The organism is Streptomyces coelicoflavus (assembly GCF_003112555.1).
Lineage (GTDB): Bacteria > Actinomycetota > Actinomycetes > Streptomycetales > Streptomycetaceae > Streptomyces > Streptomyces coelicoflavus.
Map to the genome: position 1 here is coordinate 1 of NZ_BEWB01000010.1, position 19,686 is coordinate 19,686.

The 19,686-nt window shown below is 73.0% G+C and carries 16 protein-coding genes and 1 rRNA gene; 13 read left to right on the forward strand and 4 right to left on the reverse strand.

Annotated elements, in window-relative coordinates; translation table 11 throughout:
• Positions 1–82: 82 nt before the first annotated feature.
• From rrf to Sco07f_RS40385, 3 genes are all read left to right on the forward strand, one after another.
• Positions 83–199, forward strand: a 5S ribosomal RNA gene (gene rrf / locus Sco07f_RS23775).
• Positions 200–470: 271 nt separating this feature from the next.
• On the forward strand, positions 471–1,598 hold the full coding sequence (locus Sco07f_RS40380; protein ID WP_159106984.1) for a hypothetical protein: 1,128 nt from the start codon (positions 471–473) through the stop codon (positions 1,596–1,598).
• The gene (locus Sco07f_RS40385) at positions 1,490–2,239 is read left to right on the forward strand and encodes a tetratricopeptide repeat protein (RefSeq protein ID WP_202483573.1); all 750 of its coding nucleotides are present in this window, start codon (positions 1,490–1,492) and stop codon (positions 2,237–2,239) included. Before Sco07f_RS40380 ends, Sco07f_RS40385 begins: the two co-directional genes overlap by 109 nt.
• Before the next feature lie 66 nt (positions 2,240–2,305).
• Here Sco07f_RS40385 and Sco07f_RS23790 read toward each other — a convergent pair whose 3' ends face one another.
• The gene (locus tag Sco07f_RS23790) at positions 2,306–3,598 is read right to left on the reverse strand and encodes a DUF1015 domain-containing protein (protein ID WP_087791685.1); all 1,293 of its coding nucleotides are present in this window, start codon (positions 3,596–3,598) and stop codon (positions 2,306–2,308) included.
• 72 nt (positions 3,599–3,670) lie between these two features.
• Between Sco07f_RS23790 and Sco07f_RS23795 the strand changes: the two genes are divergently transcribed.
• From Sco07f_RS23795 to Sco07f_RS23810, 4 genes are all read left to right on the forward strand, one after another.
• Entirely contained in the window at positions 3,671–4,702 is a 1,032-nt protein-coding gene (locus tag Sco07f_RS23795) for an HAD hydrolase-like protein (RefSeq protein WP_108989155.1), read from the forward strand.
• 149 nt (positions 4,703–4,851) lie between these two features.
• Positions 4,852–5,898: a FecCD family ABC transporter permease gene (locus Sco07f_RS23800; RefSeq protein WP_042822143.1), complete on the forward strand. Its 1,047-nt coding sequence runs from the start codon at positions 4,852–4,854 to the stop codon at positions 5,896–5,898.
• 14 nt (positions 5,899–5,912) lie between these two features.
• Positions 5,913–6,950 (forward strand): FecCD family ABC transporter permease, encoded by a 1,038-nt coding sequence (locus tag Sco07f_RS23805; RefSeq protein WP_108989321.1) that lies wholly within the window; start codon positions 5,913–5,915, stop codon positions 6,948–6,950.
• A gap of 62 nt (positions 6,951–7,012) precedes the next feature.
• A complete protein-coding gene (locus Sco07f_RS23810; protein WP_167468198.1) occupies positions 7,013–7,885 on the forward strand; it encodes an ABC transporter ATP-binding protein in 873 nt (290 codons plus the stop codon).
• On the opposite strand, the gene Sco07f_RS23815 is transcribed toward Sco07f_RS23810, so the two are convergent.
• Positions 7,869–8,216 (reverse strand): SCP2 sterol-binding domain-containing protein, encoded by a 348-nt coding sequence (locus Sco07f_RS23815; RefSeq protein WP_007388336.1) that lies wholly within the window; start codon positions 8,214–8,216, stop codon positions 7,869–7,871. The genes Sco07f_RS23810 and Sco07f_RS23815 overlap by 17 nt on opposite strands.
• 42 nt (positions 8,217–8,258) lie before the next feature.
• Here Sco07f_RS23815 and Sco07f_RS23820 point away from each other — a divergent pair, with 42 nt between their 5' ends.
• The 5 genes from Sco07f_RS23820 (at position 8,259) to Sco07f_RS23840 (ending at position 13,830) form a co-directional block, all read left to right on the forward strand.
• On the forward strand, positions 8,259–8,594 hold the full coding sequence (locus tag Sco07f_RS23820; protein ID WP_108989157.1) for a hypothetical protein: 336 nt from the start codon (positions 8,259–8,261) through the stop codon (positions 8,592–8,594).
• Between the two features lie 7 nt (positions 8,595–8,601).
• Entirely contained in the window at positions 8,602–9,417 is an 816-nt protein-coding gene (locus tag Sco07f_RS23825) for a hemolysin (protein ID WP_007388322.1), read from the forward strand.
• Complete coding sequence (locus Sco07f_RS23830; protein WP_007388321.1) at positions 9,414–10,319, forward strand: NAD kinase; 906 nt, start codon at positions 9,414–9,416, stop codon at positions 10,317–10,319. The genes Sco07f_RS23825 and Sco07f_RS23830 overlap by 4 nt, the downstream gene beginning before the upstream one ends.
• Before the next feature lie 175 nt (positions 10,320–10,494).
• Complete coding sequence (recN, locus tag Sco07f_RS23835; protein WP_174855404.1) at positions 10,495–12,237, forward strand: DNA repair protein RecN; 1,743 nt, start codon at positions 10,495–10,497, stop codon at positions 12,235–12,237.
• A gap of 444 nt (positions 12,238–12,681) precedes the next feature.
• Complete coding sequence (locus Sco07f_RS23840; protein ID WP_167468199.1) at positions 12,682–13,830, forward strand: glycosyltransferase family 4 protein; 1,149 nt, start codon at positions 12,682–12,684, stop codon at positions 13,828–13,830.
• A gap of 26 nt (positions 13,831–13,856) precedes the next feature.
• Here the strand turns inward: Sco07f_RS23840 and Sco07f_RS23845 are convergent, their stop codons facing one another.
• A complete protein-coding gene (locus Sco07f_RS23845) occupies positions 13,857–15,503 on the reverse strand; it encodes a PucR family transcriptional regulator (protein WP_108989159.1) in 1,647 nt (548 codons plus the stop codon).
• A 78-nt stretch (positions 15,504–15,581) separates the two neighbouring features.
• Complete coding sequence (locus Sco07f_RS23850; protein WP_007447985.1) at positions 15,582–17,384, reverse strand: glycoside hydrolase family 15 protein; 1,803 nt, start codon at positions 17,382–17,384, stop codon at positions 15,582–15,584.
• A 574-nt stretch (positions 17,385–17,958) separates the two neighbouring features.
• On the opposite strand from Sco07f_RS23850, the gene pyrG reads away from it, so the two are divergent.
• Entirely contained in the window at positions 17,959–19,608 is a 1,650-nt protein-coding gene (pyrG, locus tag Sco07f_RS23855) for a CTP synthase (protein WP_054103257.1), read from the forward strand.
• The last annotated feature ends 78 nt before the right edge of the window (positions 19,609–19,686 follow it).

The following is a 19,686-nucleotide window of genomic DNA, read 5'->3' on the forward strand; positions in this document are numbered from 1 at the left end:
AGTTCTGAGGCAACGACCGTTGCCGGCTTTGAGTAGAACGCACAATTGAAGAGTGTGCTTGTTCGCTCGAAACCATTAGGGTTTCGGTGGTCATAGCGTAGGGGAAACGCCCGGTTACATTTCGAACCCGGAAGCTAAGCCTTACAGCGCCGATGGTACTGCAGGGGGGACCCTGTGGGAGAGTAGGACGCCGCCGAACAATCTTTGGAAAGGACCCCTGGTCCCCAGCGTTCAGCTGGGGACCAGGGGTCCTTTCGTTTTTCCAGGGCGCACCGGGTACCCGGTTGCGCGAGAATGACTTGCGGTACCGAAGACAGGAGTCACCACGATGTCCACCAACTCTCCCGACGACCGACCGGAGCGCGACCAGCGGCGACGGGACAGTGGTGACCGCGGCGGGTTCCGCCGCGACGACCGCCGGGGCAACGACCGCCGCGATGACCGTGGTGGGCAGCGCGGTGGCTTCCGCCGTGACGACCGTGACCGTGGACCGCGTCGTGACGACCGTCCTCCCTTCCGCCGCGACGACCGTCGTGATGACCGGGGCGGCGATCGTCCATCTTTCCGCCGTGACGATCGCGGAGACCGTGGCGACCGTCCGTCCTTCCGCCGTGACGATCGCGGAGACCGTCCCTCATACCGTCGGGACGACCGTCGGGACGACCGGGGCGGCGACCGTCCGTCCTTCCGTCGGGACGACCGTCGGGACGACCGGGGCGGCGACCGTCCGTCCTTCCGTCGTGACGACCGCCGTGATGACCGGGGCGGCGACCGTCCGTCCTTCCGTCGCGACGACCGCCGTGACGAGCGGCGTGACGACCGTCCCCCCTTCCGCCGTGACGACAGGCGCGACGACCGCCGCGATGACCGTGGTGGGCAGCGCGGTGGCTTCCGCCGTGACGACCGTGACCGTGGACCGCGTCGTGACGACCGTCCTCCCTTCCGCCGTGACGACCGTCGTGATGACCGGGGTGGCGACCGTCCGTCTTTCCGTCGTGACGACCGTCGGGACGACCGGGGCGGCGACCGTCCGTCCTTCCGCCGCGACGATCGCGGAGACCGTCCTTCATACCGTCGGGACGACCGTCGGGACGACCGGGGTGGCGACCGTCCGTCTTTCCGTCGCGACGACCGCCGTGACGAGCGGCGCGACGACCGTCCCCCCTTCCGCCGTGACGACAGGCGCGACGACCGCCGGGGCGACGACCGCGGTGGTTTCCGTCGTGACGACCGTGGCGACCGCGGTGGTTTCCGCCGGGACGACAACCGTGGTGAGCGTGGCGGATTCGGTCGGCGTGACGACCGGCGTGACGACGGCCGGGGTGGCGACCGCGGTGGGTTCCGTGGGCGGGACGACCGCGGTGGACGCGGGCCCCGTCGTGACGACCGCGGTGGGCGGCCCGGCGGGTACCGGGGGCGCGACGACCGGCAGGGTGGCGGTGGCCGGTTCCGTGAGGAGCGCGACCGCGACCGGGAGCCGATCAAGCGCCTGCCGATCCCCGAGGAGGTCACGGGCGACGAGATCGACAAGGACGTGCGGCAGGAGCTGCAGAGCCTGCCCAAGACGCTCGCGGAGGACGTCGCCAGGAACCTGGTGATGGTCGCGCGGCTGCTCGACGAGGACCCGGAGGCCGCGTACGGGTACTCCAGGGTGGCCCTGCGTCTGGCCTCCCGCGTCGCCGCCGTACGCGAGGCGGCCGGCTTCGCCGCGTACGCCAACCAGAAGTACAGCGAGGCGCTGGCGGAGTTCCGGGCCGCCCGGCGGATGACCGGGTCGGTGGAGCTGTGGCCGGTGATGGCCGACTGCGAGCGTGGGCTGGGCCGGCCGGAGAAGGCGCTGGACATGGCCGGCGCCCCCGAGGTGCACAAGCTGGACAAGGCCGGTCAGGTCGAGATGCGCCTCGTGGCCGCCGGTGCCCGGCGTGACATGGGACAGCTGGACGCGGCCATCGTGACGTTGCAGAGCCCCGAGCTGGCCTCCCACTCCGTACAGCCCTGGACCGCGCGGCTGCGTTACGCCTACGCCGACGCCCTGCTGGCCGCGGGCCGGGAGCAGGAGGCGCGGGAATGGTTCGCGAAGGCCGTGGAGTCCGACCGGGACGGCAGCACGGACGCCTCCGACCGGCTCGCCGAGCTGGACGGCGTGGAGTTCATGGACGCCCTGGACGAGGACGAGGACGAGACCGGGTCAGGTGGTGACGTGGAGGGTTCTTCCGCCGAGGACGGCGACAAGGACTGACGTCCCCTACGGCGAGGGGGCGGGCCCGTGTACCGGGCCCGCCCCCTCGTCCCGTTGTGGACGGGGTCAGACGTCGAGCGCGCGGAGCACCAGGCCGGAGGCCGGTTTCGGGCCGAAGGACGTCGACTTGCGGGGCATCGTGACGCCCTGGCGGGCCAGTTCGCGGACGACCTCCTCGCGGACCGGGTGCATCAGCACCGCCGTGCCGCCGTCGCGTTCGGCCTTCTCCACGGTGGCCGCCGTGTCGTGGATGTAGGAGATGTGGGCCGCCGAGTCGTCGGGGACCTGCCAGACGTGGGCGAGGAGTGTGGCGTGCAGGACAGTGGCGTCCAGGGTGCGCCAGGCCTCGGGCCGGTCGGTGGGGACCGTGCGCGCCAGTAGGCCGGGGTCCGGCAGGTCGACCAGGTGGAAGGCGCCGTCGCCGGCGAGGAGGAAGGCGTTGCCCGCGTCGGCCGCCTTCGCCAGGGTCTCCAGGGACCCGTCCAGGGACGTGTCGAGGCGGCGGACGCGGAAGTGCCCGTCCAGGGCGGCCACCGCGTCGCGCACCGGGACGCCGTGCAGCAGGCGGTGGATGGCGCGGACGCGGAGCGGGTAGCGGACCGTGTCGACCAGGAGGACGAGACCGTGGTCCCAGGGGCTGGGGGAGGGGTGCTCCGCGCGGAGGGTGCGGTAGGTGGCCCAGCGGTGGTGGCCGTCCGCGATGAGGGCCTGCTGCCGGGACAGCTCGGCCTGGACGCCGGCCACGGTGTCCGGGTCGGTGACCGACCACAGGCGGTGGCGGAAACCGTCCTCCGTGGTCGTGGCGAGGAGCGGCGGCTGTGCGGCCGTGCGTTCCACGAGGGCGGTGGTGACCGGTGTCTCGTCGTCGCCGCGGTAGGTCAGGAGCAGAGGCTCGAGGTTCGCCCGGGTGGCCCGCATGAGGGCCGCGCGGTCGGCGACGACATGGGACATGACGTCCTCGTGCGGCAGGACCACCTGCTCGGAGGGGTCCGACACGCGCACGGCGCCGATGATGCCGCGCTGGAGCATCCCTTCTCCGTCGCGCTGTTCGTAGACGTACAGGCCCGGTTCGGGGTCGGTGGTCAGGACGCCCTCCGCGGTCCAGCGCCGCAGGGTGCGGGCGGCCTGCCCGTTGCGTGCTTCGGGCGTGGCGGCCTGGGGCAGGATCAGCCGGACGATGTTGTACGGGTCGGCCGACTCGAGGTGGAGCAGGCCGTCGGGGCGGACCACGACGTCGTAGGGCGGGGAGGTCACGGCGGCCAGGCTGCCGACCCGGTCGGGGTCGTAGCGGAGGCCTCGGAACGGGGTGAGTTCCAGGCCCCGGCGCGCCGTTGCTTCCGGGTGACCTGCAGAGTTCATCCCGGCATCGTACGTGTGTCAGTGGGATGGGGGATGATCGGGGGAAAGGCGACCAACGAGGAGCGATGTGCGATGAGCCGGAGCGTCAGGACGAGGCCCGAGGGCAGTGGGCAGGGCCTGAACGAGGCCTATGACACGGCGCTGCTCGACCTGGACGGCGTGGTGTACGCCGGGGGGAACGCGATCGCCCACGCCGTCGAGTCCCTCGGCACCGCCCGGGACGGCGGCATGCGCCTGGCGTACGTCACCAACAACGCGCTCCGCACGCCCGACACGGTGGCCGCGCACCTGACCGAGCTGGGGATACCGACGGACGCCGGTGACGTCATCACCTCGGCGCAGGCGGTGGCCCGGCTGATCGCCGAGCAGGTGCCCTCGGGGGCGCGGGTGCTGGTGATCGGCGGCGAGGGGCTGCGCGTGGCGCTGCGCGAGCGCGGTCTCGAGCCGGTGGAGTCGGCCGAGGACGATCCGGCGGCCGTCGTGCAGGGATTCGGCGGCCCGGAGCTGCCGTGGGGGCGGTTCGCCGAGGCCTCTTACGCGATCGCGCGCGGTGTCCCCTGGTACGCCTCCAACACCGATCTGACCATCCCGGGCGCCCGGGGGATCGCTCCGGGCAACGGCGCGGCGGTGGAGGTCGTGCGGATCGCGACCGGTGCCGAGCCGCAGGTCGCGGGGAAGCCGTTGCCGCCCATGCACCGGGAGACGATCCTGCGGACCGGCGCGCAGCGACCGCTGGTGGTGGGCGACCGCCTGGACACGGACATCGAGGGGGCGTTCAACGGGGAGGTCGACTCGCTGCTCGTCCTGACCGGCGTGACCGACGGGGCGCAGCTGCTGGCGGCGCCGCCGCAGCACCGGCCGACGTACGTCGACGCCGACCTGCGCGGGCTGCTCACCGGCCAGCCGGAGGTCACCGGTCACGCGGACGACGGCTTCCGCTGCGGCGGCTGGACGGCGACGGCCGGTGCGGAGCGGCTGGAGCTGACGGGCGACGGCGCGGAGCTGGACGGGCTGCGGGCCCTGTGCGCGGCGGCCTGGACGGCGGGCGGCGAGCAGGGGTGCGGGCTGGACTCGGGGAAGGCGCTGGCGCGTTTGGGGTTGTGAGACGGCGTACGGGGAAGGCGCCCGTCCACGGGCCGGAGTGGGTCGGAGCGAGCCGGAGTGTGCCGGGGCTGCCAGTGCCTGCCGGGCCGGGGGCCTCTGGGCGGCCCTCGGGATCATGATCGATTGGCAGGGTAGGCTAACCTAACTGCGTGTTGGTCGAGAGTCCCCCCGAACAGCGCGCGGAGACCGCTCCCGCGCCGCCCGCCAAGCGCCGTCTCCTGCGTGCCGCGGGGCTGCCCGTCTCCGTCGCGGTCCTGGTGTTCGTCGCGTTGGCGAGCATCGCGATCGGTGCCAAGGACCTGTCCCTGGCACAGGTCTGGCACGGTCTCTTCCACGACTCGGGCACCTACGGCGACGTCGTCGTCGGCGAGCGGCTGTCGCGGACCGTGCTCGGCCTGCTGGCCGGCGCCGCCCTCGGTCTCGCGGGAGCCGTGCTCCAGGCGCTGACCCGTAATCCGCTGGCCGACCCCGGACTGCTCGGCATCAACGCGGGCGCCTCGGCGGCCGTCGTCACGGGCATCACCTTCTTCGGCGTCACCTCGCTGACCGGGTACGTCTGGTTCGCCTTCGCCGGTGCGGCGGGGGTCGGCGCGCTGGTCTGGTTCCTGGGCGGCAGCCGGGGGGCCACGCCGGTGCGGCTGGTGCTGGCCGGCACCGCGATCAGCGCCGCGCTCTTCGGCTACCTCCAGGCCGTGATGATCATGGACGACGCGGCGCTGGGCCGGATGCGCTTCTGGACGGTCGGTTCGCTCGCCTCGGCGACGACCGGAACCATCAAGGAAGTGCTGCCCTTCTTCGTGACGGGCACGGTCCTCGCGCTCGCGCTCGCCCGGCCGCTCAACGCCATGGAGATGGGCGACGACACCGCCAAGGCCCTCGGCGCCAACCTGAACCGGACGCGGGCGCTGGCCATGCTCGCCGCGACCGTGCTGTGCGGGGCCGCGACGGCGGCCTGCGGGCCGATCGTCTTCGTCGGGCTGATGATCCCGCACATCGTCCGTTCCTTCACCGGACCCGACATGCGCTGGATCCTCCCGTACGCGGCGATCCTGTCCCCGGTGCTGCTGCTCGGCGCGGACGTGCTGGGCCGGATCGTCGCACGGCCCTCGGAGCTCCAGGTCGGCATCGTCACCGCCGTCCTGGGCGGGCCGGTCTTCATCTTTCTCGTACGACGGCGGAGGACGGCCCAGCTGTGAAGAACGGGAAGACCGTGAAGACCAACCGTGCCGTGCGTACCCCGGGAGGGCTGTCCCTCCGCCTCGACGTGCGGGCCACCGTCGTGGTCGCCCTGCTGCTGCTCGTCGCCGTCGCCGCGAGCGTGCTGCTGATCGGCACGGGGGACTTCGACATACCGGCCGTCGACGTGCTGAAGACCCTGGTCGGCCAGGGCAACGCCGGGCAGGAGTTCATCGTCAACGAACTGCGGCTGCCGCGGGTCCTGGTCGGACTGCTGGTCGGCGGCGCGCTCGGCGTCGGCGGCGCGCTCTTCCAAGCCATCTCCCGCAACCCGCTGGGCAGTCCGGACGTACTGGGTCTCGGGCAGGGTGCGACGGCCGGCGCGCTCATCATGATCGTCCTGTTCTCCGGCAGCTCGGCCCAGGTCACCGTCGGCGCGCTGGTCGGCGGCCTGGTGACCGGCGTCGCCATCTACCTGCTCGCCTGGAAGCGGGGCGTGCACGGATACCGGCTGGTCCTGGTCGGCATCGGCGTGTCCGCGATCGTCACGGCGGTCAACGGATACCTGCTCACCCGCGCCGACATCGTCGACGCCTCCCGCGCCGTCGTCTGGATGACCGGCTCCCTCAACGGCCGTGACTGGGACCAGGTGTGGCCCCTGCTCGCGCTGTGCGCCGTGCTCGTGCCGCTCGTGCTCACCAACGGACGGGCGCTGCGGATGATGGAGATGGGCGACGACGTTTCGTACGCCCTCGGGGTGCGCGTCGAGCGGGTGCGGGCGCTGCTGATGGTGGCCGCCGTCCTGCTGACCGCCTCGGCCACCGCCGCCGCCGGACCGGTCAGCTTCGTCGCGCTCACCGCGCCGCAGCTCGCCCGGCGCCTGACCCGTTCGCCCGGCCCCAACCTGGTGCCGTCCCTGTGCATGGGCGCCGCACTGCTGGTCAGCGCCGACTGGATCTCGCAGCGTGCCTTCGGCGCCGACCAGCTGCCCGTGGGCGTCGTCACCGGCGTACTGGGCGGCGTCTACCTGCTGTGGCTGCTGGTCACCGAGCGCAAGGCGGGCCGGATATGAGCGCCGGAGGCGACACCCGCAGCGGGGCCGGGAACCAGAGGAGCGAGAACCAAAGGAGCAACGTGAACCGCCTGACCGCCGAGAACGTCACCCTCGCCTACGACCAGCGGGTCATCGCGGAGAAGCTGTCGGTGGAGATACCCGACAACTCCTTCACGGTGATCGTCGGCCCGAACGCGTGCGGCAAGTCCACCCTGCTGCGGGCCCTGTCGCGGATGCTCAAGCCGAGCGACGGCCGGGTGCTGCTCGACGGTTCGGTCATCCAGTCGATGCCCGCCAAGAAGGTGGCGCGGACCCTCGGCCTGCTCCCGCAGTCGTCCATCGCGCCCGACGGCATCACCGTCGGGGACCTCGTCGGCCGCGGCCGCTACCCGCACCAGGGCATCCTGCGCCAGTGGTCGGCCGAGGACGAGCGGGTCGTCCAGGAGGCGATGGCCCAGACCGGCATCGCCGAGCTGGCCGACCGCTACGTCGACGAACTCTCCGGCGGCCAGCGCCAGCGCGTGTGGATCGCCATGGCGCTCGCCCAGCAGACGCCGCTGCTGCTGCTCGACGAACCGACGACGTACCTGGACATCCAGCACCAGATCGACGTCCTCGACCTGTGCGCGGAGCTCCACGAGGAGCAGGGCCGCACCCTGGTGGCCGTCCTGCACGACCTGAACCACGCCGCCCGCTACGCCACCCACCTCATCGCCCTGCGCGGCGGGGAGGTCATCGCCGAGGGCGCGCCGAAGGACATCGTCACCGCCGACCTGGTCGAGCGGGTCTTCGGGCTGCGCTGCCAGGTCATCGACGACCCGGAGACGGGTACGCCGCTGGTGGTGCCGGCCGCCCGCAAAGGACGCACCAAGCAGGTGGACAAGCAGGCGAACAAGCAGACGGACGAGCAGACGGACAAGCAGGTGAAGGCGGTCGCTACAGGAGCTTCCTGAGCCGGAACAGGTCGCGCAGGCCCGCCTCCAGCTTCACCCGGCCCGAGCCCCAGGCCCTGGCGAAGTTCAGTTCGCCCGCCACCAGGGCCACCAGGTCGTCGCCGGTCATCGACAGCCTGATCTCGGCCTTCTCGCGCGGCGGGCCCTCGAGGGTCTCGCGCACGTCGATGCGGCCGTCCGCCATGCGCCCGGCGAAGGTGACGTCCAGGTCGGTGATGTGACAGCTCACCGAGCGGTCCAGCTCCGTGGCCGCCCGCACGTCCCCTTCGGCGCCGCGCATGCTGTCCGAAAGCTTCTCGAGTGCGGCACGGCACTCCTCAGTCGTCGCCATCGCGACCGACCGTACCCCAGCACCACGCGGTAGCGTCGGGGCATGAGCGACGCAGTACCTGAGCCGGAGCCGCGACCGGATTCCGAGGAGGCGGAGCCCGGGGCACAGCCGGACCCCGGGTACGAGCCGGCCGCCCCCGCCCCGCTGGACGTCCCGCGCGAGCCCACCGGGAACGCCGAGGTCGACGCCCGGCTGGCGCGGCTGGCCGACGCCGACCACCTCGCCACCGACGGACACGTCGAGGTGTACGAGGATGTACACCGGGGGCTGCGCGACGCGCTCACCGCGCTCGACACCCGCCCTGGGCCTCCGGAACCCCCGGGCCGCCCGGGACCACCGGCGCCCCCGCCGCCATCACCGTACGACCGCAGGAGCTGAACCGAACGTGGCAGGAGTCGCACGCCGCCGTCTCGACGCGGAGCTGGTGCGCCGCAAGCTGGCGCGCTCGCGCGAGCACGCGAGCCAGCTGATCGCCGCCGGGCGGGTCACCGTCGGCAAGACCGTCGCGACCAAACCCGCCACGCAGGTCGAGACCGCCGCGGCGATCGTGGTGACCGCCGACGGCGACGACCCCGACTACGTCTCGCGCGGCGGCCACAAGCTGGCCGGCGCCCTCGCCGCCTTCGTGCCGCAGGGGCTGGTCGTCGAGGGACGGCGGGCGCTGGACGCCGGTGCCTCCACCGGCGGCTTCACCGACGTACTGCTGCGGGCCGGCGCCGCGCACGTCGTCGCCGTGGACGTGGGATACGGACAACTCGCCTGGAGTCTCCGGCAGGATGAACGCGTCACCGTCAAGGACCGTACGAACGTACGCGAGTTGACGCCGGAAGCGATCGATGGGGAGCCCGTGGACCTTGTCGTGGGGGATCTGTCCTTCATCCCGCTCGGACTGGTGCTGCCCGCCCTGGTGCGGTGCACACGGCCGGACGCGGACCTGGTGATGATGGTGAAGCCGCAGTTCGAGGTGGGGAAGGAACGGCTGGGCAGCGGGGGAGTGGTACGCAGCGCGCAGCTGCGGGCCGAGGCGGTGCGGGGCGTCGCGCAGCGGGCCTGGGAGCTGGGGCTCGGGGTGAAGGGGGTCACCGCCAGTCCGCTGCCGGGTCCCTCCGGGAACGTCGAGTACTTTCTGTGGCTGCGGGCCGGCGCCGCCGCACTGGACCCGGCCGATGTTGACCGTGCAGTGGCGGAGGGGCCGCGTTGACACAGAACCGAGCGCGAACTGTTTTCCTGCTCGCCCACACCGGGCGCCCCGCCGCCATCCGCAGCGCGGAGCTGGTGGTGGGCGGGCTGCTGCGGGCCGGGATCGGCGTACGGGTCCTGGAGGCCGAAGCCCGCGACCTGCCGCTGCCGGGCGAGGTGGAGCTGGTCGGTGAGGCCACCCCGCAGTGCCTGGACGGGTGCGAGCTGCTGATCGTGCTGGGCGGCGACGGCACGCTGCTGCGCGGCGCCGAGTTCGCCCGCGCCTCCGGGGTGCCGATGCTCGGCGTCAACCTCGGACGGGTCGGGTTCCTCGCGGAGGCCGAGCGCGACGACCTCGACAAGGTCGTCGACCGGGTGGTGAACCGCGCCTACGAGGTCGAGGAGCGGATGACCGTCGACGTCGTCGTGCACCGCAACGGCGACATCGTGCACACCGACTGGGCGCTGAACGAGGCCGCCGTGCAGAAGGCCGGCGCGGAGAAGCTGCTGGAAGTCGTCCTGGAGATCGACGGGCGGCCGGTGACGGGGTTCGGCTGCGACGGCATCGTGCTGTCGACGCCGACCGGGTCGACGGCGTACGCCTTCTCGGCCGGCGGTCCCGTGGTGTGGCCGGAGGTGGAGGCGCTGCTGATGGTGCCGATCAGCGCCCACGCGCTGTTCGCGAAGCCGCTGGTGACCTCGCCGGACTCGGTGCTCGCGGTGGAGGTGCTGCCGCACGTCCCGCCGGGGGTGCTGTGGTGCGACGGGCGGCGGACGGTGGAGTTGCCGCCGGGGGCGCGGGTGGAGGTGCGGCGGGGGGCGGTGCCGGTGCGGTTGGCTCGGTTGCACCACGCGTCGTTCACGGACCGGTTGGTCGCGAAGTTCGCGTTGCCCGTTTCCGGGTGGCGCGGGGCGCCGCACTAGCGGTCTCGAAGGGGTGGTTCCAGGGGTGGTTCTGCTGTGGCCCGGCCGCGGGTGGTCCGTGGCCGGTCGCGCCCCGCGGCGCAGCCGTAATCAGCACAGCCCCGCGCCCTGGGCGGCATCGCCCCACCCGGCGTGACAGGAGCAGCCTGTGTGCGCTCCCTGCCCTCGACCTCGTATGGTCGTGTCCGTGCTTGAGGAGATGCGGATACGGTCGCTCGGAGTCATCGATGACGCCGTGGTCGAGCTGTCGCCCGGGTTCACCGCTGTCACCGGTGAGACGGGTGCGGGCAAGACCATGGTGGTCACCAGCCTCGGGCTGCTCCTGGGCGGACGCGCCGACGCGGCGCTCGTGCGGATCGGGGCGAAGAACGCGGTCGTCGAGGGGCGGATCGCCGTGCCCGGCGACGCCGCGGCCGCCGTGCGGGCCGAGGAGGCCGGGGCCGAGCTGGACGACGGCGCGCTGCTGATCAGCCGTACCGTTTCCGCCGAGGGGAGATCGCGCGCGCATCTGGGCGGGCGGTCGGTGCCGGTGGGGATGCTCGCCGAGCTGGCCGACGAGCTGGTGGCCGTGCACGGGCAGACCGACCAGCAGGGGCTGCTCAAGCTGTCCCGGCAGCGACAGGCGCTCGACCGGTACGCGGGCGACGCGGTCGCCGGGCCGCTCGCCAAGTACGCCGAGGCGTACCGGCGGCTGCGCGCCGTCGCCACGGAGCTGGACGAGATCACCACCCGCGCGCGGGAACGCGCCCAGGAGGCCGACCTGCTGCGCTACGGCCTCGACGAGGTCGCCGCGGTCGAGCCGCGCGCCGGTGAGGACGTGGAGCTGGCGGAGGAGGCGGAGCGGCTGGGCCATGCCGAGGCGCTCGCGTCGGCCGCCACGGCCGCCCACGCCGCCCTGGCGGGCAATCCCGAGGATCCCGAGGGCGTGGACGGGGCGACGCTCGTCGCGGGCGCACAGCGGGCCCTGGACGCCGTACGGTCCCACGACCCGGCGCTGGCCGCGCTCGCCGAGCGGATCGGCGAGGTGGGCATCCTGCTGCGGGACGTGGCCGGGGAGCTGGCCGGATACGCCGACGACCTGGACGCCGACCCGCTGCGTCTCGCGGCGGTCGAGGAGCGCCGGGCGGCGCTCACCGCGCTGACCCGGAAGTACGGCGAGGACATCGCGGCCGTGCTGAGCTGGGCCGAGCAGGGTGCCGCGCGGCTGACCGAGCTGGACGGCGACGACGAGCGGATCGGCGAGCTGACCGCCGAGCGGGACGCGCTGCGGGCCGAACTGGGCGGTCTCGCCCAGGCGCTGACCGACGCGCGCACCGAGGCCGCCGAGCGGTTCGCCGCCGCGGTGACCGCCGAGCTGGCGTCGCTGGCCATGCCCCACGCGCGCGTGTCGTTCGAGATCCGGCAGACCGAGGACGAACAGGGCGTCGAGGTCGGCGGGCGCACGGTGGCCTACGGGCCGTCGGGCGCCGACGAGGTCGAGCTGCTGCTCGCCCCGCACCCCGGCGCGCCGCCGCGGCCGATCGCCAAGGGCGCGTCCGGTGGTGAGCTGTCGCGCGTGATGCTGGCCGTGGAGGTCGTCTTCGCGGGCACCGACCCGGTGCCGACGTACCTGTTCGACGAGGTCGACGCCGGAGTCGGCGGCAAGGCGGCGGTGGAGATCGGCCGACGGCTCGCGCGGCTGGCGAAGAAGGCGCAGGTCGTGGTCGTGACGCATCTGCCGCAGGTGGCCGCGTTCGCCGACCGGCAGTTGCTGGTGGAGAAGACCGACGACGGCTCGGTGACGCGCTCCGGCGTGAAGGTCCTCGAGGGCGAGGAGCGGGTCCGGGAACTGTCCCGGATGCTCGCCGGCCAGGAGAACTCGGAGACGGCCCGCGCCCACGCGGAGGAACTGCTGGAGACGGCCCGGGCGGACCAGTAGCAGCGGCGTGACCCCGCGCGTGCGGAACGCCGGGGGTGAGGCCGGGGCCGGGGCGGCCGCGGCCGGCGGAGCACCACACCGGTCGGGCCGTCGGCCGTCCGCCGGGCCCGCGTCGGCCGTCCGCGTCCCCCGTCCTCCGTGCCCGCGCGGACCGTCCACCGGGCCGGCGTCCGCCGTGTGCCCTGCCCGCGTCCGCCGTGGCTCCCGGCGTGACTTCGGGGCGTACCCGGCGGGCCGCGTCACAATCACTCGTACGGGTGAGGCGGTTCTCCGCCGGCGTCCCACCGTCGGTCCGGTCCCGGTGGCCGTCGTGCCCGGAACACCCGTACGGCCTGGCATCCTTGACGGAGCGGCGCAACGGAATCCGCGCGGCGCGCCCCGTCCGCACCATCCTTCTGTACGTTCTTTGTGACCGTCCCCCGCCGAACAGGAGCCCCGGGCCAGGTGACCCCCGTGAGCAGCCACTCACCGCACGGCCAGTCGCCGCTGCGCACCGTGCAGGTGCTGGGCGGCGGCAACGCCGGCAGCAGCGCGCACGTGCGCTCACTGGCCGCGGGGCTCGTCGCACGGGGCGTGAAGGTGACGGTGTGCGCCCCCTCCGATGCGGAGTGCACCTACGACTTCACCGGCACCGGGGCCGACCACGTCCACGTGCCGCGCAGCAGCGACCCCGTCTCCGTGGCCGCGCTGCGGACGGTGTGCGCGAACGCCGACCTGGTGCACGCGCACGGGCTGCACGCCTCCTTCCGGGCCGTCCTCGCCCTCGGCGGGCGGCGTGTGCGCACTCCGCTGGTCGTCACCTGGCACGACCGCGTGGCCGCCGAGGGGGCCCGCGCCCACCTGCTGCGCGTGCTGGAGCGGCGGGTGATGAAGGCCGCCACCGTGGTCCTCGGCGCCACCTCGGAGTTGGTCGACGGGGCGCGGCGGACGGGTGCGCGGGACGCCCGGCTCGGCCCCGTCGCGCTCCCCGCCCGGCCGGACCCGCGCCCCGGACCCGAGGACCCCGACCGGCCGCGCTCCAAGGTCCGGGCCGAACTCGGTGCCGTCGACCGCCCGTTGCTGATCGCGGTCGGCTCCCTCGACCCGCACCGCGGCTACGACGTCCTGCTCGACGCCGCCCGCGGCTGGTGCCGCCTCGACCCGGCGCCGATGGTCGTCGTCGCCGGAGAGGGGCCGCTGCGCGGGGAGTTGCAGGCGCGGATCGAGGGCGAGGGACTGCCGGTGGTGCTCGCCGGCAGCCGCGACGACGTGCCCGAACTGCTGGCGGCGGCCGACCTCGCGCTGCTGCCGAGCCGCCGGGAACCGGGGCGTTCCGTGCTCGCCCAGGAGGCCCTCCACGCGCGCGTGCCGCTCGTCGCGAGTGACGTCGGCGGCATCCCCGAACTGGTCGGCGACGCCGCCGAACTGGTGCCGCCCGGCGACGCGGAGGCGCTCGGCGACGCCGTGGTCCGCCTGCTCGACGCCCCCGAGCGGTGCGAGGAGCTGCGGGAGCGGGGCGTACGGCAGGCGGCGACCTGGCCCACCGAGGACGAGACCGTCGCCCAGGTCCTGAGCATCTACGACGAGTTGACGCAGCCCACGCCGTTGCTCTAGGCACCCGTCCCCGGGGGCTCCGGCCGCTACGGAACGAGCCGGCGGGCGCGCAGGGCCAGGCTCAGCGCCAGCACGGTCTGCGGGTCGTCGAGGTCAGTGCCCAGCAACTCACCGATCCGGGCCAGCCGGTTGTAGAGCGTCTGCCGGTTGAGGTGGAGCTCGCGGGCCGTCTCCGCCTTGCGGCCGGCGTGGGCCAGGTACGTCTGGAGGGTGGGCAGAAGCGGCGGTTTCGCGCGGTCGTCGTGGTCCCGCAGCGGGCCGATCGCCCGGTCCACGAACGCCGCGAGGTCCGGATGGTCGCGCAGCCGCCACAGCAGCAGGTCGATGTCCAGGCGCCGGGCGTCGTACCAGGGCCGGTCGGTGAGGCCCTGCGCCGCGGTCGCCGTCTCCGCCGCGTGCCTGAGGCCCGCCGACGCCGCCGCCCAGCCGCCGGACACCCCGACGACCACGATCGGCGGCCGGGCGCCCGGCCGCCGCATCCCGGCCCGTTCCACGCCCGCCCGCAGCGCCGCCGCGACCCGGTCCGCGATCGCCGCCCGCTCCGACTCCGAGCGCAGCCCCAGCAGCAGCGGGACCCGGCCCTCCACCGGCCGTACGCCCAGCAGCACCGGAACCCCCACCGAGGCCAGCTCCTCGCCGACCGCGCGCGCCAGCACCGCCCAGCCGCCGCCCGCCGGGGACAGGGCGTCGCCGAGCCGCATCACCACCGGGAGCAGCGGTCCCGAGCCCGGCTTGAAGCCCAGGACGCGGGCCTGCGCCGGGGCGTCGTCCGCGGTGATCCGGCCCTCGGCGAGGTCGGTGAGGAAGTCGCCCCGGCCGCGCGCCGCCAGCTCCTCCTCCTGCCGCGCCTGCATCAGCACCACGGCCAGGATGCCCGCCGCCCGCTCCGCCGCCATCCGGTGCACCGGGGCCAGGGCGGACCGTACCGGCAGCAGGACGAGGCGGGCCCGGACCGAGCCGGTGCCGGGCCCGCCGCCGGGTACGTCCACGAGGACCGACCCCGCCGGGGGCGGCGCGTCCTTGTGCGGGCCCCGCAGCCCCTCCCACACCTGGAGGGGGTCGGCGCCCTCGGGGCCGGAACCGGCGGCGTACAGCAGGCGGCCGTCGGTGGTCTCCAGGAAGACGGGGTTGCCCGCGAAGTCGGCCAGGATGGCGAGGACCTGGGGCACCCCGCCGCCGCCCAGCAGGGCCTCGGTGCAGCGGCGGTGCACCTCCTCGGCCCGCTGGAGCAGCGTGTAGTGGCCGTTGACGATCTCGGTGTGGATCTCCTCGGTGACCGTCACGAACGGCACCTCGCGGTGCAGCTGGACCAGCGGCAGCCCGGCCGCGCGGGCCGTGTCGACCAGCGCCGCCGGCAGCCGGGCGAAGCGCGGACCCAGCTCCACCACGAGGGCCGCGATGCCCCGCTCGGCCAGCGTGCGGACGAACACCCGCTGCTCGGCGGGGCGGGTGCCCAGGCCGTACCCCGTGGTCAGCAGCAGTTCGCCGCCCTTGAGGAGCGAGGCGATGTTGGGCACCTCACCGGCGTGCACCCAGCGCACCGTGCGGTGCAGCCGGTCGGCGCCCGCGACGACCTCCGGCAGACCGCTGCGCAGCCCGGGCAGCTCCAGTGCCCGGCGCACCGTGATCCCGGCGCCCTGGGTGTCGAATCCGCTGTTCATGCCGCTGTCCATGAGCCGGACGCTACCCGGCGCGACACCCGCCGGGACATCCGTGTGCCCGCCCCGCCACCGGTGGCCGTGAACGCGGGCTCAGCCCCCGTACGCCCCGCTCGCCGTCAGCCGGAGGGCGGTGTCGATCAGCGGCACGTGGCTGAAGGCCTGCGGGAAGTTGCCGACCTGGCGCTGGAGGCGGGGGTCCCACTCCTCGGCCAGGAGACCGAGGTCGTTGCGCAATGACAGCAGCTTCTCGAAGAGCTTCCTGGCCTCGTCCACCCGGCCGATCATCGCCAGGTCGTCCGCCATCCAGAACGAGCAGGCCAGGAAGGCGCCCTCGTCGCCCGGCAGACCGTCGACGCCCTCGTCCTCGCCGTCCGTCGGATAGCGCAGGATGAAGCCGTCCGAGGTGGACAGCTCCCGCTGGATGGCCTCGATGGTGCCGATGACCCGCTTGTCGTCCGGCGGCAGGAAGCCCATCTGCGGGATGAGCAGCAGGGAGGCGTCCAGCGCCTGGGAGCCGTAGGACTGCGTGAACGTGTTCCGTTCCTTGTCGTAGCCCTTCTCGCACACGTCCCGGTGGATGTCGTCCCGCAGCTGCTTCCAGCGCTCCAGCGGGCCGTCCGCGTCGCCGGACTCGATCAGCTTGATGGTGCGGTCGACGGCGACCCAGGCCATCACCTTGGAGTGCACGAAGTGGCGGCGCGGGCCGCGCACCTCCCAGATGCCCTCGTCCGGCTCGTGCCAGTGGGACTCCAGGTAGCGGATCAGCTTGAGCTGGAGCACCGAGGCGTAGTCGTTGCGGGCCAGGCCCGTCATGTGGCCCAGGTGCAGGGCCTCGGTCACCTCGCCGTAGACGTCCAGCTGGAGCTGGTGGGCCGCGCCGTTGCCGACCCGGACCGGAGTGGAGTTCTCGTAGCCGGGCAGCCAGTCCAGCTCCGCCTCGCCCAGTTCCCGCTCACCGGCGATGCCGTACATGATCTGAAGGTTCTCCGGGTCGCCCGCGACCGCGCGCAGCAGCCACTCGCGCCAGGCGCGGGCCTCCTCGCGGTAGCCGGTGCGCAGCAGCGAGGACAGCGTGATCGCGGCGTCGCGCAGCCAGGTGTAGCGGTAGTCCCAGTTGCGGACGCCGCCGATGTCCTCCGGCAGGGAGGTGGTGGGCGCGGCGACGATGCCGCCGGTGGGGGCGTACGTCAGGGCCTTCAGCGTGATCAGGGAGCGGACCACGGCCTCCCGGTAGGGGCCGTGGTACGTGCAGTGCTCGACCCAGTCGCGCCAGAAGTCCTCGGTGGCCACCAGCGACTGCTCGGGCTCCGGCAGCGCCGGCGGCTCCTTGTGCGAGGGCTCCCACGAGATGGTGAACGCGATCCGGTCGCCCGGCGCCACCGTGAAGTCCGCGTACGTGGTCAGCGCCTTGCCGTAGGTCTCCGCCTCCGTGTCGAACCACACGGAGTCCGGGCCCGCGACCGCCACCGTGCGGCCCTCCTGCTTGTGCACCCAGGGCACCACCCGGCCGTAGCTGAACCGCATCCGCAGCTCCGAGCGCATCGGCACCCGGCCGGAGACGCCCTCCACGATCCGGATCAGCTGCGGCGCGCCGTCGCGCGGCGGCATGAAATCGGTCACCCGGACGGTGCCGCGCGGGGTGTCCCACTCGGATTCCAGGATCAGCGAGTCGCCGCGGTAGGTCCGCCGGGCCGCGGCCGGCGGTTCGGCGCCGGGGGCGTACGCGGGTCCCATCCGCCAGAAACCGTGCTCCCCGGTGCCGAGCAGGCCGGCGAAGATGGCATGCGAGTCGAAGCGGGGCAGGCACAGCCAGTCGACTGTGCCGTCCCGGCAGACCAGGGCAGCGGTCTGCATGTCTCCGATGAGTGCGTAGTCTTCGATGCGCCCGGCCACGTGCAACTCCAGTCGAACGGCCACGTCACCCCGCGTGGGGGCGGTCGCTAGTGCGGTCAGCGGTCAAGGGTGGGGTCAGGAATGTGTGTCAGGGGATGTGTGTCGGGGGAGGCGTGTCATGCGTGTCATGCCTCGTGAGTCATGAAGCAAAGCAGCCGTTCGGCCGTGAAGCCAAACGTGGTGCCCCGAACGACAATTGTTGCTCAACGAACTGACGAGCTCCCGTTGTTCCGGTGCTGACGGGCGAGGGGTGGTGCCGTGTCGCCGGGCGGGCTCGGCAGCGAACGTCCGAGCAGGATACGACGCACGTAGATGATCTGTGTGCCGCTCCGGGCAACCCGGGTCGGCCGAACGAGTGAGGAAACGGTGACGCCGCCCTCTGCGTGTCCGGACGTGCGCGGAGGGTGGCCGGAAGCCATCGCCCCGAGGCGCTGTTACGCTGGTAGCCCGTGGACCGGTGGGAGAAAAACCCCGGAACCGCAGCGACGGCGCCGCCGACGACTCCCGGTACGACCGGGGCGGAGGACGAACGCACCGCACCCCAGACCGCGACCACGGGAGCCCCCTCTTGGCCATGCCGCCCAAATCCTCGACGACCAAGCACATCTTCGTCACCGGGGGTGTCGCCTCCTCGCTCGGCAAGGGGCTCACCGCCTCCAGCCTCGGCATGCTGCTCAAGGCCCGGGGCCTGCGCGTCGTGATGCAGAAGCTCGACCCGTACCTGAACGTCGACCCCGGCACGATGAACCCCTTCCAGCACGGTGAGGTCTTCGTCACCAACGACGGTGCCGAGACCGACCTGGACATCGGACACTACGAGCGCTTCCTCGACCGTGACCTGGACGGCACCGCCAACGTCACTACAGGCCAGGTGTACTCGGCCGTGATCGCCAAGGAGCGGCGCGGCGAGTACCTGGGCGACACCGTGCAGGTCATCCCGCACATCACCAACGAGATCAAGCACCGCATCCGCCGCATGGCGACGGACGAGGTCGACGTGGTGATCACCGAGGTCGGCGGCACGGTCGGCGACATCGAGTCGCTGCCGTTCCTGGAGACCGTCCGCCAGGTCCGGCACGAGGTCGGCCGCGACAACGTCTTCGTCGTCCACATCTCGCTCCTGCCCTACATCGGCCCTTCGGGCGAGCTGAAGACCAAGCCGACCCAGCACAGCGTCGCCGCCCTGCGCAACATCGGCATCCAGCCGGACGCGATCGTGCTGCGCTGCGACCGCGAGGTGCCGACCGCGATCAAGCGCAAGATCTCGCTGATGTGCGACGTCGACGAGGCCGCCGTCGTGGCCTGTCCCGACGCCCGCTCCATCTACGACATCCCCAAGGTCGTCCACACCGAGGGCCTGGACGCCTACGTCGTCCGCAAGCTGGACCTGCCGTTCCGCGACGTGGACTGGACGACCTGGGACGACCTGCTCGACCGCGTGCACAAGCCCGAGCACGAGATCGTCATGGCCCTGGTCGGCAAGTACATCGACCTGCCCGACGCCTACCTCTCGGTCACCGAGGCGCTGCGCGCGGGCGGCTTCGCCAACCGGGCCCGCGTCAAGATCAAGTGGGTCACGTCCGACGACTGCAAGACCCCGGCCGGCGCCAAGGCGCAGCTCGGCGACGTCGACGCGATCTGCATCCCGGGCGGCTTCGGCGAGCGCGGTGTGACCGGCAAGGTCGGCGCCATCAAGTACGCACGCGAGCACAAGATCCCGCTGCTCGGCCTCTGCCTGGGCCTGCAGTGCATCGTCGTCGAGGCCGCGCGCAACCTGGCGGACATCGGCGACGCCAACTCCACCGAGTTCGACCCGGCCACCGCCCACCCGGTCATCTCCACCATGGCCGAGCAGCTGGACATCGTGGCGGGCGAGGGCGACCTCGGCGGCACGATGCGGCTCGGCATGTACCCGGCGAAGCTGGCCGAGGGCTCCATCGTGCGCGAGGTCTACGACGGCAAGGAGTACGTCGAGGAGCGGCACCGCCACCGCTACGAGGTGAACAACGCCTACCGCGCGGAGCTGGAGAAGAAGGCCGGCATCGTCTTCTCGGGCACCTCCCCGGACGGCAAGCTCGTCGAGTACGTCGAGTACCCGCGGGACGTCCACCCCTACCTGGTCGCCACGCAGGCCCACCCGGAGCTGCGCTCGCGCCCGACCCGCCCGCACCCGCTCTTCGCCGGGCTGGTCAAGGCCGCGGTCGAGCGGAAGACGTCCAAGTAGCACACCAGTTGTACGGTTGGCCGGGGCACGCGCACTCAACGGCGCGGGCCCCGGCTTTCGCGTACGTCTGGAAGGGCA